Raw genomic sequence first — 17,024 nt, 5'->3', positions numbered from 1 at the left:
TTGCAGGATGTGAGTTTCTTATTTCCTCGGCCGACCACGAGGACGCCCGGCATTCGATTTCCGCGTGCCGGGCTTTTTGCGGACAGGCCTCGGCTCTCTGACCGTATCGGCAGCCTGCCGCAGGTCATCGAGATAGTCGGACCAGTGCTGCATCATGGCAACGCGCTCGTCCCAATATTCACCGCGGGCATAAGCTCGGCGAACCGACGATGCTTCCTGATGTGCCAGTTGCCTTTCAATCGCGTCGGGGTTCCACTGCCCCATCTCATTGAGAAGGGTTGCCGCCATCGCGCGGAATCCGTGAGCTGTCATCTCATCGGTGGCATAGCCCAATCGGCGAAGGGCCTGATTGACACAATTCTCGGACATGGGGCGCCTTGGACTACCCATGCAGGGGAACAGATGCTGTCGGTGGCCAGAAACTTCGCGCAGTTCCTCGAACATCGCCAGCACCTGACGTGACAGCGGCACCTTGTGCGGGCGGCGCATCTTCATTTTCTCGATCGGTATGATCCAGACCGCTTTCTCGAAGTCGATCTCGCTCCATTCTGCCTGACGCAATTCGCCCGGACGGACGAACAAGTGCGCAGATAGTCGCAAAGCCATTCGTGTGGCTTCCTGGCCTGTATAGGTGTCGATAGTCCTGAGCAGGAGGCCGACCTCTAGGGGGTCGGTGACAGCCGCGTGATGCTGAACCTTTGGGGTCGTCAACGCACCGCGCAGATCGGCGGCGACATCGCGATCGCAACGCGCGGTCGCGATACCGTACCGAAACACACGGCTCAGGACACTCCGCATGCGGCGCGCGCTCTCATAACGGCCTGTCCCCTCGACCTTCCGCAGTACGGCAAGTGCCTCTGTCGGTGTGATGGAACTGATGGGGTGTGTACCGATCAGCGGATATGCCAACCCTAACAGCCAGCGAAGTTTGTCGAGGGTTACGGTTGCGCGTCCCTCTCGCTCGCATTTTTCCAGATACTCCTGCGCGACTTCCTTGAAGGTCGTGGCATTGGCGTACCGGGCAGTGACCTTCGCACGCTTCTTCTCCAGGACCGGATCCAGGCCCGTATCTATGGACTTGCGCGCCTCGCGACATTTTTCCCGGGCATCGGCCAGCGAAGTGCCAGGCCATGGCCCAAGGTGCAGGGTCTTCGCCTTCCCGGCGAACCGATATCGAAAGCGCCACAGCTTGGAGCCAGTGGGCTGAATGACGAGGGCCAGCCCTTGGCCATCAGACAGGTTGTAGGGGCTTGCCTTGGGTTTCGCGGAGGTGATCTTGAGTTGTGTCAGCATCATCGTGTTCCCGGATTTCCCCGGGCGATCCAGCAGTCACAAAAAGAGACTCTTTTCGTGTCTCTTTGACTGAATACGGCTGGATCAACCCGGACGGTTGCCAGCGATTTTCGATGATTTTATGCTGTAAAACCAGCCGCTTGCTGGATCTCCCCGGACTAAGCCGGGGAGAACAAATGGTGCCCAGAAGAGCCCCGTGTCGTTGCTGTTCTTCAAGAAGATCCGTCGCCTTCAGATCGGCGATAGTGAGGTGCATTGGCAGAGTCTCGGACCCGGCCCCATCGCGGAGAGCGAATGGATGGCCCTGGATCAGAAAGCCGAAGATCCCTTGCTCCTCGTGCGTTCGGGAGAGGAATCCTTTCCGTCGGAAGCGCTCGGCGAGATCCGCCAGGAGCGGATGCTGGGGGCCGAGGATGGTGGTGATTTCCCGCCCTGCCGGGTGGAGATCGTGCTGGGCGCGAAGGGCCGCCTCTATGTCGTGCTGCCGACCGGCGTCGAAACGGCGCTGCCTTTCGCCTGCAATGCGCCCTTCATCCAGGATCCGGCACGTCTCAAGATCAAGGATCCGGAGACCTCGCCAACCAATCGCTGGCTCCTGAACCGCGCTGGAGAGTTAGCCGCCAGCGCTATGATGGAGTGGCTGGAGCAGACGAAGACCGGCTCGCAGGACCGGGCGGACGCCTACGGTCTGCTGCCGGACGTTGATCGAGAGGCCGCTACGCTCGAGGGGGCATGTGGCGCGATCGTCGAATTGGCGTTCGACGCCGCCGTAGAAGGCAAATCGATCCTCCTGACCGAGGAGGGGGGCCTGGTCGAGGCCAAGGCCGCGATCACCGTACCACGGCAGATCTTTGACATCTGGCCGGCGGACCAAGCGATGGCGCTGCTCGATACCAAGTCCCGGCCGGCGCTTTGCCAACATGTCTCAGCCAAGAACCGGACCAAGCTCGTTCACTGGGGGTTGATCGAGGAGTTCTCGAAGTCGGACTTGCTTGAGCGTCTGCGCAGCAAGCATCTGCCGAAACCTGCGACCTGGCGCCATCTTCTGAACCTGTGGACCTATATCGCGCCAGAGGTGACGGGCTGGCAGTGCCATGATGCCGACGCCCTGCGGATCGTGCCCGTGCAGGGCAAGGAGGTGCTCTACGCGACGTCGGAGATCGTCCGGCTCGGTGAAAAGAAGTTGCTTCAATCGGAGGAAGATTGGGAATTCCTTGCCAGCCATCTGATCGTCCTCAACCAGAACTGGACTCGATTCCTCGCCGATCAGCGCCGGGACAAGGCGGAGGGCGGAAGCCGCAACGATCCCGTCGAGGCGGCCTTCGCGGTGCTGGAGGAGATCGGTCTCGACGGGACGAGCGACGTCAACGCGGTGATCGAGCGGGTCGCCGCCGACTATTTCGGTTCCGGTCAGGCGAAACTCGTCGAGTGCGTCCAGCTTGCCCAGATCGCGGCCAAGCTTGGTGTCACGATCGGCGACTCTTTCCGATATGCCTGCGCTGACCGAACACTGCGGGTGATCAGTAAGAGCGTGTTGTTCGACGAAAATGGCGCGCTGGAGGAGTTGCTGCCGGAGGCGGTCCGAAAGACGCAACTTCTGCATGGCGACTATGTCGCGAGTTTCAAATCCTGCACGCGGGAGGATTGGTTGCGCTGGGTGTCGTCTGGCCGTTCGGGGCTTCAGACGATGGCACCCCTGGTCCAGAAGCGGCAGAGCCTTTACGGGCGACAGCAACTCACAGCGGAAGCGCAGGCGCGCGGCGCCCGCAGCGCGCTCTACTATCCCTATGTCACCAACCAGTTCGTTATTGAGGACTGGGATTTCCCTGCGGACTATTGGCGGCATTGGGAGGTGCTGGCGAAGACGGACGCAGGCATCTGGACGAAGATCGTCGGCAAGATACTGGATCAGCGCGACACTTATTGGTCGCGGGCCGTCAGCGCTCGGCTGTTGCAGGTTGCGACCACCGGGTCCACGCGATCGATTTCATCAGAGCGCCTACTGACCGACTGGTTGCTGAAGCTGCGGGCCAAGCCCTGCCTTCCCGATACCCGCAACATGGTCCAGCTTCCGGCGGATCTCGTGCGCAGGACGCCGGAAACGGAGGCGTTGATCGATGTCGAGCCCTTTGTGCATGGGCTGGTCGATCGCGAAACCACCCGCCCGCTGCTCGACCTTCTCGGCGTCCGCAGCACCCCGAGCGGTCCCGGGCGTCTGCTCGACCGGCTGCGCGCCCTGGCCAAATCCGACAAGGCTCCGGCCTATGAGGTTGAGAAATGGTATCGCCGCCTCGATCAGATGCTCGACGGGTGCTCGACCGCCGACGCACAGAACATCAGAGCCGCCTTCAAGACGGAGAAGCTGATCCTCGCCCAGGACGGGACGTGGGTGACGTCCGGCGGTGTATTCCTGACAGCGGACGAGGAGGATGTTCCCGGCGCTGCGGTCGTGCGCGCGTCGGTGCTCGATCTCAGCCTGTGGCATCGTGTCGGTGTCGCCGATCGCCCATCGGCGGATCTGGCGTTGCAATGGCTCGGGACACTGGCCTCGGGAAAGGGGCTGTCGGCCGACGACGCCCGGCGGGTTCGCACCCTGCTGGTCCGTTACCCCACGCGCATCTGGGATGAGTGCGGACACTGGCTGAACCTCGTGGGCGAGTGGGCGCCGGTCGAGACGCTCGCCTATGGCCTGAGCATGCAGACCCTGTTCCGGTGGAGCCACTTGCACGAATGGGTCAAGCGCAAGACCGCCGATTTTCAACGGCTATCGGGAGAAGTCGTGCAGGCGCCGCCATTCTCGGCATTGCCGGCGCTTTCGGACCTTGTCGAGGAACACTTCAATCAGCCGTCGCTGCTGGCCGGCATGGAAGATCGCCGCGCCTGGCTCACCGCGTTCGGAAATCAACTCGGACGGATTGAGCTTGCCGACGCCGGCGAGACCGAGCGTGTGCGGGCGCTGGCGGAGGCGATCGCTGCGACGAGCTGGGTCCAGACCCCAAAGTTGGAGGTCGTTCCGTATCTCGATGGAGTCCCGGCTGGCACCGCGCGGCTCACCGACATTCTATGGCTCGAGCGCAAGCTGTTTGTCAGCCCGCTGTCCAAGGCCAAGCTCGCCAAGCGGGTGCCGGAAGAGATCGGCAGGAACCTGAGTTCGGATATTCGCGCGGCGCTGGCCTATGCGTTCGAGCGCTCGCCGGAGGACATCAGGGAATATCTCAAAGAGAATTTCACGCTTAGTCCGGAGCATATTGTTGTCGCACCGACGGTGGCGACGCAGCCCGTTGCTGAACCCGGCGATGACGACGGCGTCGATCAGGTTGCCGAAGACGCGCAGAGTGATGCCGAGCTGACAGGCGTGGCTGATCTACTCACGGCGGAAGACGAAGCCACGCCGCAGCCTGTACCCACGCTGCCCACGGGGGAGCCCGACCGTAAACTGATCGAAACGGAGCTGGCGACCAGGCCCCGCGCCGCGCCCAAACCGCCCCGTCCGAGCGTCATGGCGAGATTTGCGGCGGCCCAGGGCTATAAGGCCGATGGCGAGGATCGTTTCTTCCATGCGGACGGAAGCTGGATAGGCCGCGCCAATGGCGCGCGCTTTCCGTGGGAGCGTCGCTCGGCCGGTGGCGAGATCCTGCGGCATTATTACCCCAAGGACCACTGCCTGGAGCACGAACCGCTCCAGCTCGAAGCCGACGTCTGGGGCCTGCTGGACCAGAAGCCGGAACTCTACTCATTCATTCTCATCAACCCGGAGGGTGGTCCCGTCGAGATGACGGGCGCTCGCCTGCGCACACTGCGCGACGGCGGCGAACTGACCATTCATCCCGCAACGTACAGGCTTGTTTATGACCTCGACGACTAACACCAAGAAGAAATTGATCGAGGTTGCGATCCCGCTCGAAGCGATCAACGCCGCCTCCGCACGCGAAAAATCGATCCGACATGGACACCCGTCCACGCTGCATCTGTGGTGGGCGCGACGGCCGTTGGCTGCGTGCCGGGCCGTGTTGTTCGCTCAGCTTGTCGATGATCCGTCGAGCGACCTTGAAAAGTTCCCGACGCCCGAGGCGCAGGAGGCCGAGCGCAAGCGGTTGTTCGCCATCATCGAGGACCTGGTGAAGTGGGAGAACTCGACCAACGAGGAGGTACTGGAACGCGCCCGCGCTGAAATCCGCAAGAGCTGCGGCGGCGAACTGCCCCCGGTCTATGATCCGTTCTCGGGCGGCGGGTCAATCCCGCTGGAGGCGCAGCGCCTCGGCCTGCCTGCCTATGGTTCGGACCTGAACCCGGTCGCGGTGATGATCGGCAAGGCGATGATCGAGATCCCGCCGAAGTTCAAGGACAAGGAGCCGATCCATCCCGGCGTGAAGGATCGGCAATTCTATCGCAACGCTGAGGGCCTAGCGGAGGACGTCAAATATTATGGCGAGTGGATGCGCGAGAAGGCGTGGGAACGCATCGGGCATCTCTACCCGCAGGTGGACTTGCCGAAGGAGCATGGCGGCGGCAAGGGGACGGTGATCGCCTGGATCTGGGCACGAACGGTGCCTAGCCCCGATCCTGCCTTCTCCAACGTGCAGGTCCCGATCGCATCGAGCTTCCTGCTCAGCACCAAGGCCGGGAAGGAAACGTGGGTAGAGCCGATTGTCAACAAGCAGGCGAAGACTATCTCCTATCGCATCAGGCGCGGCGGCACAAAGGCCGAACTCTCTGCTGCCAAGGACGGTACCAAGGCCGGTCGCGGTGCGAATTTCCGCTGCCTTATGTCGGATACGGCGATCACTCCTGACTATGTGAAAAGCAATGGCCGCGCTGGCAACATGGGTCAGACGCTGATCGCGATTGTTGCGGAAGGCAATCGTGGCCGGGCGTATGTCACACCTGAAGAGGCGCACGAGCGTCTGGCCTTTTCGGCAAAACCGGAGTGGAAACCGGGAACCAGTTTGCCGAACGATCCACGGAATTTCTGGACTGTGGACTACGGTTTGGCGACCTTCGGTGACTTGTTCACGGACCGACAATTGGTAGCGCTGAATACCTTCAGCGAGCTGGTCCAAAAAGCGCGAACCCAGATTCAAACCGACGCATTGGTCGCCGGGCTCTCTTCTGATCCGACCCCGCTGCGCGATGGCGGCATAGGTGCCAAAGCCTACGCTGAAGCTGTCAGCGTGTATCTGTCGTTTGCGATTGACCGGCTTGCGGATGCTGGCAGTTCGATCGCCACATGGTCGTCATCGGAGTTCATCCGTTTCACGTTTGCTCGGCAGGCGATCCCGATGACTTGGGATTTCGCTGAATGTAATGTCTTCAGCGATAGTACCGGAAACTATCTCGGCGCCGTTGATTGGGTCTGGAAGGCTCTCTCCGGGCTAAGTCCAAACGCGGCCGGCACTGAGATTCAGCACGACGCGCAGAATGTGCGTTTGCCGAATGGAGCAGTCGTCTCGACTGACCCGCCATACTACGACAATATCGGCTACGCTGATCTGTCCGATTATTTCTATGTATGGCTCAGGCGTAACATCAAGGATGTTTACCCTGATCTTGGAAGCACTATTTCTGTTCCTAAAGAAGAAGAGTTGGTCGCGACACCTTATCGACACGGCGGGAAAGCGAATGCTGAGGAGCATTTCCTGACGGGTATGACGGCGGCGATATCCAGCCTCGCCCGTCAATCGTCTTCATCGTTTCCTGCGACAATCTACTATGCCTTTAAGCAAAGCGAGGTCGAGCAAGACGGCCTGAGTTCGACTGGATGGGCAACCTTCCTACAGGCTGTGATTGAAGCGGGCTACGCGATTGTTGGAACTTGGCCCGTTCGCACGGAGCGCTCAGCCCGGACAATTGCTACTGGCACCAATGCTCTCGCAAATTCGGTCGTCTTGGTGTGCCGGAAAAAGGAGGGCACGGCCGAGGTCGTCACCCGTGCCGAGTTCATCCGTGCCCTGAAACGTGAATTGCCGCCAGCGATCTCAGAGCTTCAGGCGGCCACCATCGCACCAGCAGATATGCCACAATCAGCCATCGGCCCGGGCATGGGTGTGTTCTCGCGTTACAAGGCCGTGCTGGAGTCGGACGACAATCCGATGAGCGTGAAGACCGCACTCCAGCTCATCAATCGGGAACTCGACGAATATCTCGGCGGCATTCAGGGTGAGTTCGACGCGGACACGCGGTTCGCCATCACTTGGTTCGAGCAGAACGGGACCGGCAAGGCGGATTACGGTGTCGCTGACAACCTTGCCCGTGCGCGCGGCATTTCCGTCGATAGCGTTAAGCACGCGGGCATCGTCGAGAGCGCCGCCGGCAAAGTCCGTATCCTCGTGCGTGACGAACTCGACGAGGATTGGGACCCGGAGGACGATCGCCACCTGACGGTGTGGGAGTGCCTTCAGCACCTCGTCCGACAGCATGAGAAGGACGGCATTTCCCACGACACCGCCGTTCTGCTCAAGAAGATCAACACCCAAGCCGAGGCCGTGAAGGATCTTGCCTACTGCCTCTACGACATTAGCGCCAATAAGCGGAAGGATGCGAAAGAGGCCACGGCCTACAACGCCCTGATCGCCGATTGGGCCGAGCTGACCAAGGCGGCTGCGGCTATCCACGACACAAGCGGCGATCGTCAGATCCGGCTGGATATTTAAGGGGGAACTGAACGTGGCAAAAAGCACCCGCCAATATGTGTTTGAAGGGATGGAGCTGCTGCCTTCGGCGCTGATCCCATTCGTCGAAAAGCGGCTCGAAACCTCGCTCAAGGGGCACTGGCAGGTACAGGTGCTGGAGAAGCTGCCGAACCTGCGTCCCAACAGCAGCGGCGAAGTCGGCTGGGACCAGGCCGCGTTGTTCAACGCGATGGATCGCTTCTGGGCCGAGGCGTTCAAGGCGGTGCTTGGCCGCGCCGAACGCTCGCTGGTCAACGAGCTGGGCGATGTCCGCAACAAGCTCTCGCACAACGAGACCTTCACCTACGACGATGCCGAACGCGCGCTCGATTCTATGCGGCGTCTGATGGAGGCGATCAGCGCCGGCGAGACAGCCGAGCAGCTCGGCAAGATGCGCGACACCATCCTGCGCACGAAGTTCACCGAGCTTCAACGCAACGAGGAGCGGCGGAAAACCCAGCGTCTTGAGATTTCTGTCGAGACCGTGGCGGGACTGCTGCCGTGGCGTGAAATCGTCGAGCCACACCAGGATGTCGCCACCGGCGAGTTCCAGCAGGCGGAGTTCGCGGCCGACCTCGCCAAGGTGCATTCGGGGAGCGCGCCGCCGGAATACCGCGATCCGCGTCAGTTCTACAGCCGTACCTATCTGACGGAGGGCTTGAGCACCCTGCTGGTCGGGGCTGCGAAGCGGTTGTCCGGCAGCGGCGGCGATCCCGTGGTCGAACTGCAAACCAACTTTGGTGGCGGCAAGACGCACTCGATGTTGGCGCTCTATCACATGGCGGGGCCGACCCCGGTCCAGGACCTCTCCGGCCTCGATCAACTGCTGGAGAAGCAGGGGCTCAGCGTGCCGAATGCCATCAACCGCGCCGTGCTCGTCGGCACATCGCGTGGACCGCAGGACGTGCTCCACGCCGAGGGCGATCGGAAGATTCGCACGACATGGGGTGAACTCGCCTGGCAGCTCGGCGGCGCCGATGCCTATGCAATGGTGGCGGAAAATGACGCCAGCGGCATCGCGCCGGGCTCGAACCTGCTGGAGGCGCTCTTCAAAAAATATGCGCCTTGCCTGATCCTGATCGACGAATGGGTCGCTTACCTGCGACAGATCTACAAGGTCGAGGGGCTGCCCTCGGGGTCGTTCGATGCCAACCTGTCCTTCGTCCAGTCGCTGACCGAGGCGGTCAAGGCCAGTCCCGGCACACTGCTGGTCGCATCTTTGCCGGCCTCGCAGATCGAGGTTGGCGGCGAAGGAGGTCAGGAAGCGCTGGCGCGTCTCAAGCAGACCTTCAGCCGCGTGGAGTCCTCGTGGCGGCCAGCGAGCCAGGAGGAGAGCTATGAGATCGTCAGGCGGCGGCTGTTCAAGGACATCCCCGGCGACAAGTTCCATCACCGTGACAACACGCTGAAGCAGTTCGCCAAGCTCTACCGCGAGAACGCCAACGATTTCCCGCAAGGCTGCGCGGACGAGGATTACCGGCGCAAGCTGGAGAAGGCATATCCAATCCATCCCGAGCTGTTCGATCAGCTCTATACGAGCTGGGGTTCGCTCGAAAAATTCCAGCGCACACGCGGCGTGCTGCGCCTGATGGCACAGGCCATTCACGAGCTGTGGATGAATGCCGATCCGTCGGTGATGATCATGCCCGGCAGCGTGGCGGTAAGTTCGCCGCGCGTGGAGCCGGAACTGCTCCATTATCTTGACGTGAGCTGGCAGGCGATCATCGCCGGCGATGTCGATGGCACGACGTCCACGCCCTACAAGGTCGATCAGTCGGCGCCCAACCTGAACCGCTATTCGGCGACGCGGCGCGTCGCACGCGCGATCTTCATGGGCACCGCGCCCACGGCGCAGCAACAGAACACCGGCCTCGACGACAAGCAGATCAACCTCGGCGTCGTACAGCCTGGCGAACGCCCGACGATCTTCGGCGATGCGCTCAGGCGGCTGACCAACCAGGCCAAGTTCATGCACGCCGATCTTGGCCGTTACTGGTACTCGATGTCGGCGAGCCTCAATCGTATCGCGGCAGATAAGGCCGCGCAGATCGAGGCAGCGCTGGTCGATATGACGATCGATGCGGAACTCGGAAAATATGTGAACGGCCTTGCCGATCGCGGGCATTTCGATGCCGTGCAGGTCGCGCCAGCCTCGTCGGCCGAAGTTCCCGATGAAGCCGGCGGTGTTCGCGCCGTCGTGCTGGGTGTCAAATATCCCCACAATGGCCGCGATGGCTCTGACGCGCTGGTCGAGGCCAAGGACATTCTCACGCAGCGCGGCAGCACGCCGCGCGTCTATCGCAACATGCTGGTGTTCATTGCCGCGGAAAGCCGTCAGCTCGATCATCTGAAAGACGCAGTTCGTGCTTCGCTGGCCTGGGGGGAGATCGTCCGCGACACCGAGCGGTTGAACCTTACCCAGAGCGATAGCGCGTTGGCCAAGACGAAACTGGCCGAAGCGAACGAGACGATGAAGACCCGCCTGAAAGAGGCCTGGTGCTATCTCCATTATCCGGCCCAGGAGAGCGCCCAGGCCGATTGGGAGTGGGTGTCGGGCAAAATCCCGGCTCAGGACGGGTTGTTGGCGCGGGCCAGCAAGAAGTTGGTGGCCGAGGAGGGCCTGCTCACGGAATTGGGGCCGTCGCGCCTCGACCGTGACCTCCAGAAATATATCTGGAACGACAAGCCGTGGTTGTCGCTGAAAGATCTACGGGAATATCTCAACCGCTACATCTATCTGCCGCGCGTCAAGGATCAGGGCGTCCTGATCAAGGCTGTGCAGGCTGCCGTGAACGGCATGTTGCCTGGCCCCTTCGCCTATGCAGAGCGATGGGACGAGAAGTCGGACACCTATCTGGGGCTGGCGATCGAGCGCGCGGTAAGCGCCGTGGTCGTGATCGACGGCGATAGCGTCATTGTGAGGCCTGAGGTGGCCGAGGCGCATCGTCCGGCTCCCGTGCAGCCTGGGTCCGGCGACGCTACCCCAGGAACCGGCGGCAGCACGCCGGCGCCCGATGGGCAGCCTGCGGATGACGTGCCCTCGGCTCCGCAACCGGAAAAGAAGCCGACGCGGTTCTCCGGCGCCGTGATGATCTCACCGGAGCGTCCGGCCCGAGACATCCATCAGATCGTCGAAGCAATCGTCGAGCAACTCACCACGTTGCCGGGCAGCCAGGTGAAGATCCGGCTCGAGATTGACGCCGAAGTGCCGGAGGGTCTCGATCGCGCCAAGGTTCGGACGCTGGTCGAGAATGCCAATACACTTGGATTCATAGAGAAATCCGTAGAGTGATAGCCGGTCGGCGCTCTCTGGTATGGCCGGGGAGCGCCGACGAACTTTGTCGCCACGCTGGGAAATCGCTTTGACAAGCCTCGCAGCGTCTTTGTCAGGCATTCGGGATAAGGGGGCTCCCCGGACGATTTCCAGGTGTGAGTATGAATTTTCGACATCTGCGGTATTTCGTGGCGGCTTCCGAGCATGGGAGTTTCCGCAAGGCGGGCGTAGCGTTGGGCGTACAGGAGTCCACGATCAGCCGCCGGATACGCGACCTGGAAGACGGGCTCGGCTCGGCACTGTTTCTCCGTCACAGTGGCGGTGTATGCCTGACCGTTGCCGGACAGCGGCTTTTGTCGAAAGCCCAAAAGGTTCTTCGATACATCAATGAAGGCGCGGAGATCGTGGACGCGGTGGGGCGCGGCACGGAAGGTCAATTGCGCGTGGGCATCTTCTCGTCCCTGGCCTCGGGGTTTCTGCCAGATCTTCTCCGGACCTTCGCCGCAGAGCACCCCGGCGTGCATGTCGAGGTTGCTGACGGCAATCCCGCGGAGCATGTCGCCGCGATCCGGCAGTTCCGGTTGGACATCGCCTTTCTGACGGGGACGTTGGAGTGGCCCCGATGCGAGACCACCTACCTCTGGTCGGAACGTGTTTTCGTGGTGCTGCCGGAAGCACACGCCCTTGCCCGGAAGGAGGAGGTGAGGTGGCATGATCTGGCGCACGAGACCTTCATCGTCAGCGATGTACCGCCGGGCCAGGAAGTCCATGACTATCTGGTCCAGCGGGTCGCCGATCTCGGCCATCACCCGAAGATTCAGGCGCAGTTTGTCGGGCGCGACAATCTGTTGACGCTCGTCGCGATCGGCAGCGGGCTTACAGTTATGAGCGAGGCGGCGACAGCAGCCCATGTGCCGGGCATCTGCTATCGGCCGATTATCGGCGAAGTCCTTCCCTTCAACGGCGTGTGGTCGCCAAAGAACGACAATCCGGCGCTCAGGCGCTTTGTCAGCATGGCGAAGACGATGGCGCGTCGTCAGGGCGTGGATTTATGAACTAACATCGCCCGCAGGCTTCGCGCGGCGGGCCTTGGCGAACCCGCGATCGGTGGCGATGAAGCGCTCCAGCATCGGTACAATCAACTGGACGGGATCGCGCACGGGCTGGCCGGTCTGCCTTCCCAGCAACTCGGCATATGCCGCGAGATCCCGGTGAAGCGAAGCGGGCAGTTCCAGCGTCGCCTTCACCGGCTTTTCCTCGGTGATCGGGCCGAGCTTCAATTTCGTCATGTCAGCCTCCGTAAGGTTCGAGGACGAGATCGCGGGTGACGATCACGCGGACAGGGAAGCCTGGCCGGATCGTCAGCGTCGGCGCGACGTTGAGCTGGCGCCGAACGATCTGCTGACCAGCGTCATTGATCGTGTCCTGGCCGCCATTGCGGATGGCGCGCAGAAGCCGGTCCTGGTCATCGATGGCAAGCTCGGACCCGACTGACAGAAGCGTCGAGAGCCCCGCCGCTTTGGCGAGATCCCACCAATGGTAATCGACGCCGTCCTCCAGACCGGCATAGCCCTGGGTATCGCCTCCGGGCTGACGTTCGAGCACAATGGACCGGCCGTTCGGGAGAATGAGCCTGGTCCAGACGAGAAGCACGCGGCTCTGCCCGTATTGGACGCTATTGTCGTACTGGCCGATGATCCGGGTGCCCTGTGGGATGACGAGGATGCGGCCGGTCGGGCTATCGTAGATGTTCTCCGTCACCTGCGCGGTGATTTGTCCAGGCAGATCGGAGCGGATTCCGGTGATGAGGGCGGCCGAGATGACCGCGCCCGCCTGGAGAACATAGGGCGATGCTGGCGCCATGATGCGGTCGGCCGCAATGGTACGGCGGTCGACGGGAGCATTGAGGAACGCGAGTTGTCGATCTTGAGCCGTCTCGGCACCAGGTTGTGTGCCAGCTCCCACGCCGGCAAATCCCGGGACATTCGGGCCAGCGGTCGCCGACGTTGCGGCCGGACCGGCCTGGAAAAACACGCGGCTGGTGCGTGCGGCCTCCAATTCGGCGAGGCGACGTTGTTCCTCGGGATCAGGCCCCGGCGCCGCCATGGCGGGCGGCACGACAGGATGCCCCTGATTTTGCGCGCTGACGATTGGGCGGCCGAGGTCTCCAGGCAGCGCCGGGCCGAGGACCGGGCCGGTGTAATCGCGTGGCAGGCCGGCTAGGCCGTCGGCCGTGGTGCGGTTGTCGGTCGAATAGAGTTCGTCGGCGCTCTTGCCGGGATCGCGGGTCTGGAGCGCGTAGATGAGAGAGCCGCCGATACCGACGAGGGCAACCGCGGCGACGCCGGCGAGCACTTTGCGGGACAGCCGGGTGACACGCGGAGGTTCCGCCCGCAGACGCATGGATGATGACGTATCGACGACGGGCGTCGATTGGTCCAGCGGTTCGGCATTGTCGTGGTCGGTGTCGTTCATGATGCAGGTTTCCCATCGGTTCGCACGATCCTGACGGTCTGCTGTTGCTTGCCGCTGCCGAGGCGCAGTTCGGCGGCTCCGAAGATGCGATCTACGATCAGGATGTTTTGGTAGATGCGGCTGTTGACGAGCTGCGGCTCGCCGTCGGTGCCGAGGACGAAGATCGGCGGCATCTCGCCTTGAGCGATGCCGCGTGGAAATTCGACATACACACGCCTGCCGTCGTCATAGACGGCGACCGGCCGCCAGGGCGGCGTGTCGCCGGTGAGGCCGTAGCGGTAGTGACGCGCGCCGGCAGCGGGAAGGATAGGCGTCGCAGGGACCGTCCCGCGTTGCGATGCCGGTGGCGCGGGATAAGCCCAAGCAACGGCCGGCATATAGGGTTTCGCCTCCGCCCTCAGCTCAAGCATGTAGATGCGGCGGTCGGTCGTGATGACAAGGTTCGTGGTGATGTCGGGGCGCGTCGGTTTGACGAGGATGTGGACGCGCCGCGAGAGGCCGGAACCGCTTTCGGTATCACCGATGATCCAGCGGGCGGTGTCACCGGCGGCGATTGGACCTGCGCCGGTCAGGCTTTCGCCCGGCTCGAGCGCGATGTTGGTGATCTGGCCGGGCGCGGCATAGACTTGGTAAAGCGCGCCTTCGCTCCAGGGATAGATCTGGATGGCGTTATAATAGCCCTCGCGTCGCGGTTCGACACGCGCCGCAGCATTGGCGCTTTCCACGCGGCCGCTCGGCGTATTCGCGGCGGTTCCACCATGCGCGACCGTCCAGGCAGGAGGCGTGTGCAGCGGACGCGGCGGCTGTTCCGTGACTGGCGCCGGCACGGCTGGGAGCGGCGGCACGTCACTGTCGTAGCTGATGGTGGGTGGTTTGAAGGTCGCGCAGCCCGCCAGCATCGTTGCCGAGAGCAGCATCATCGCCAAAGCGGATTTACGGAAAGCCGGAGAGCCGGACATGCGCAGAGACGTGCTCATTGGGACATCTCCCGCGACCAGTTGATGGCGTTGACGTAGATGCCGAGCGGATTGGCGCGCAGCCGGTCTGCGTCGCGCGGTGTCTGGATGACGATGGTGAGGATGGCGGTCCATCGCTCTGTGCCCGCGAGCTGGCCATTTTCGTAGCGCTTCTCGGTCCAGGCCACGCGGAAGGAATCCGCCGATGCACGGATCACGCTCGAAACCTCGACGGCGATCTGCTGTTTGCCGACCTTGGTGAAAGGATCGTTGGTGCGGGCATAGTCGTTGAGCGCGCCGGCGCCGCGATCCGTGGTCCAGTCATAGGCGCGCAGCCAGTTCTGGCGCACGATGATCGGATCGGCCGGGATGCTCCTTACCTGCTCGATGAAGCGGGCAAGATGCCAGGCCACCTGCGGATCGGTCGGCCGGTAGTCGGCCGACGCCGGTGCAACGGACTGCGCCTGGCCGAGTCGATCGACCTGCACCACCCAGGGAACGACGGTGCCGCGCGCCGACTGCCAGACCAGCGCGGCGGCGAAGCCGGCCGACAGGAACAGCGAGCCGAATGCCATGATGCGCCAGTTCCTGGACTGGACGCGGGCCGAACCGATGCGATCGTCCCAGACCTGCGCGGCGCGCTGATAGGGTGTTTCGGGTTCGGGCGATTTCCCATAGTGGGCGGCGGGTCGTTTGAAGAGGCTCATGAGCGGTTACTTTCGGAGAGGTTGACGGAAGAGCCGCCGCCATGGCTGTCGCCGGATTTGACGGCATGCGCTGCGAGGGTGGCTCCGTGGCTGAGGGACTGATGGCGCTTCATGCGCTTGGCCCAGTCGGGCGGATCGTCGCGGGGCGCTGCGGCGGCGGCTTCGCCTGCGGAGCCTGAGCCGGGTATCGTGCTCATTGTCGAGGAGCCGCCCGTCGCCCCGAAGCCCGCCTTCGCACCTTCGGAGAAGCTGGACTTGACGCCGTCGGCGGCGCGCGCCGTCGCGCGTTTCAGGGGTGACACGGTGGCTGCTCCGGCAGCGCGGGCGACACCGCCGAGACCAGAGGCGACACCGGCAGCGCCGGACTGGCCGAGCGAGCCGACGCTGTAGGCAGCGGCGGCTCCGCCTGCCGCTGCTGCCCCGCCTCGCACGGCGGCAGCGCCGCCGGACATCGCAGCCGCTCCTCCCTTCATGGCAAGGCCCGCCGCGCCACCAGCTGCGAGTGCTGCGCCACCGACGGCAAGCCCGGTGCCAACCGCCGCACCGGCGCCGAGTTGTGGTCCGCCGCTGACAAGACCCGCAGCAATGCCGGGGCCGAAGATGCCGAGCCCGAGCAGCGATAGCGCGGCAAGGACAATCGCCATGGCGTCGTCGATGGTGGGCGTTGCGCCGCCGAAGCCGGCCGTAAACTGGCTGAACAGCGTTGAGCCGATGCCGATGATGACGGCGAGCACCAGCACTTTGATGCCGGAAGAGACGACATTGCCCAGCACGCGCTCGGCCATGAAGGCGGTTTTGCCGAACAGGCCGAACGGGATGAGGACGAAGCCGGCCAGCGTCGTCAGCTTGAATTCGATCAGGGTAACGAATAGCTGGATCGCGAGGATGAAGAAGGCGAGCAGCACCAACGCCCAGGCGAACAGCAGGCAGGCGATCTGGATGAAGTTCTCGAAGAACGCGATCCAGCCCATCAGGTCGGAGATGGATTCGAGCAAGGGGCGCGCGGCGTCGAGCCCGGTCTGCGCGACCTTGCCGGGTCGCATCAGATCCTGTGCGGTGAAGCTGGTGCCGGAAGCCTTGAGGCCGAGGCCCGCGAACGAGTCGAAGACGATCTTGGCGAGGTTGTTCCAGTTGCCGATCAGATAGGCGAAGACGCCGACGAAGAGCGTCTTTTTCACCAGCCGGGCGATGATGTCGTCTTCCGCGCCCCAGCTCCAGAACAGGGCGGCAAGCGTCACATCGATGACGATCAGCGTTGTGGCGATGAACGCGACCTCGCCGCCGAGCAGTCCGAACCCGCTGTTGATGTAGGAGGTGAAGACCCCGAGGAAATTGTCGATGACACCTGCGCCGCCCATGGTTCACCGTCCTTCTATTGTCGGGACGGCAGGCGCCGGGGGGCGGCCGAGGAAGCGATCGCGGCTCTCGGCCCAGATACGCATGCAGTCGGTATCGCTCGCCGCTGCCTGGCCAAGCTGCTGGCACCGGCGCTGCCCTTCGCGGAGCGCATCGCGCTTGGGTTCGACAGCGTGGACGTGCTCCGTTTCAGGGGCCGCGTCCTTTCGGGTCATCTCGATCGCCGTCGCCGTGATGGCGAACGATACGAAAACGATGGCGCCCAGCCGGGCCAGCATCTTGCCGTCCATGGCCG

The 17,024-nt window shown here is 63.0% G+C and carries 11 protein-coding genes; 4 read left to right on the top strand and 7 right to left on the bottom strand.

Annotation, left to right across the window (positions count from 1 at the left end; all coding sequences use genetic code 11):
• Positions 1-18: 18 nt before the first annotated feature.
• A complete protein-coding gene (locus CMV14_RS13000; RefSeq protein WP_083216056.1) occupies positions 19-1,293 on the bottom strand; it encodes a tyrosine-type recombinase/integrase in 1,275 nt (424 codons plus the stop codon).
• A gap of 196 nt (positions 1,294-1,489) precedes the next feature.
• On the opposite strand from CMV14_RS13000, the gene CMV14_RS12995 reads away from it, so the two are divergent.
• The 4 genes from CMV14_RS12995 to CMV14_RS12980 all read left to right on the top strand — a co-directional run bounded on the left by CMV14_RS12995 (position 1,490) and on the right by CMV14_RS12980 (position 12,290).
• Positions 1,490-5,158, top strand: coding sequence for an ATPase (locus CMV14_RS12995; protein WP_238147027.1), 3,669 nt, complete (start codon positions 1,490-1,492; stop codon positions 5,156-5,158).
• Positions 5,142-7,943, top strand: a complete 2,802-nt coding sequence (locus CMV14_RS12990) for a DUF1156 domain-containing protein (RefSeq protein ID WP_066967629.1) — start codon at positions 5,142-5,144, stop codon at positions 7,941-7,943. The genes CMV14_RS12995 and CMV14_RS12990 overlap by 17 nt, the downstream gene beginning before the upstream one ends.
• A 13-nt stretch (positions 7,944-7,956) precedes the next feature.
• Positions 7,957-11,253, top strand: coding sequence for a DUF499 family protein (locus tag CMV14_RS12985; protein WP_066967630.1), 3,297 nt, complete (start codon positions 7,957-7,959; stop codon positions 11,251-11,253).
• Positions 11,254-11,396: 143 nt separating this feature from the next.
• The gene (locus CMV14_RS12980; RefSeq protein ID WP_066967631.1) at positions 11,397-12,290 is read left to right on the top strand and encodes a LysR family transcriptional regulator; all 894 of its coding nucleotides are present in this window, start codon (positions 11,397-11,399) and stop codon (positions 12,288-12,290) included.
• Here CMV14_RS12980 and CMV14_RS12975 read toward each other — a convergent pair.
• The 6 genes from CMV14_RS12975 to trbK-alt all read right to left on the bottom strand — a co-directional run bounded on the left by CMV14_RS12975 (position 12,285) and on the right by trbK-alt (position 17,019).
• A complete protein-coding gene (locus CMV14_RS12975; protein WP_047821010.1) occupies positions 12,285-12,524 on the bottom strand; it encodes a DUF2274 domain-containing protein in 240 nt (79 codons plus the stop codon). The genes CMV14_RS12980 and CMV14_RS12975 overlap by 6 nt on opposite strands.
• Before the next feature lies 1 nt (position 12,525).
• Positions 12,526-13,638, bottom strand: a complete 1,113-nt coding sequence (locus CMV14_RS12970) for a TraB/TrbI/VirB10 family type IV secretion system protein (RefSeq protein WP_202820917.1) — start codon at positions 13,636-13,638, stop codon at positions 12,526-12,528.
• Between the two features lie 68 nt (positions 13,639-13,706).
• On the bottom strand, positions 13,707-14,687 hold the full coding sequence (gene trbG, locus CMV14_RS12965) for a P-type conjugative transfer protein TrbG (RefSeq protein ID WP_066967635.1): 981 nt from the start codon (positions 14,685-14,687) through the stop codon (positions 13,707-13,709).
• Complete coding sequence (trbF, locus tag CMV14_RS12960; RefSeq protein ID WP_047821007.1) at positions 14,684-15,373, bottom strand: conjugal transfer protein TrbF; 690 nt, start codon at positions 15,371-15,373, stop codon at positions 14,684-14,686. The genes trbG and trbF overlap by 4 nt, the downstream gene beginning before the upstream one ends.
• Positions 15,370-16,731, bottom strand: coding sequence for a P-type conjugative transfer protein TrbL (gene trbL, locus CMV14_RS12955; protein ID WP_066967638.1), 1,362 nt, complete (start codon positions 16,729-16,731; stop codon positions 15,370-15,372). The genes trbF and trbL overlap by 4 nt, the downstream gene beginning before the upstream one ends.
• Positions 16,732-16,734: 3 nt before the next feature.
• The gene (gene trbK-alt, locus CMV14_RS12950) at positions 16,735-17,019 is read right to left on the bottom strand and encodes a putative entry exclusion protein TrbK-alt (protein WP_066967642.1); all 285 of its coding nucleotides are present in this window, start codon (positions 17,017-17,019) and stop codon (positions 16,735-16,737) included.
• Between the last annotated feature and the right edge of the window lie 5 nt (positions 17,020-17,024).

The organism is Rhizorhabdus dicambivorans, assembly GCF_002355275.1.
GTDB classification, from domain to species: domain Bacteria; phylum Pseudomonadota; class Alphaproteobacteria; order Sphingomonadales; family Sphingomonadaceae; genus Rhizorhabdus; species Rhizorhabdus dicambivorans.
Note: the sequence above shows the minus strand (reverse complement) of the source record. Positions and strands in the feature narration are given on the sequence as shown.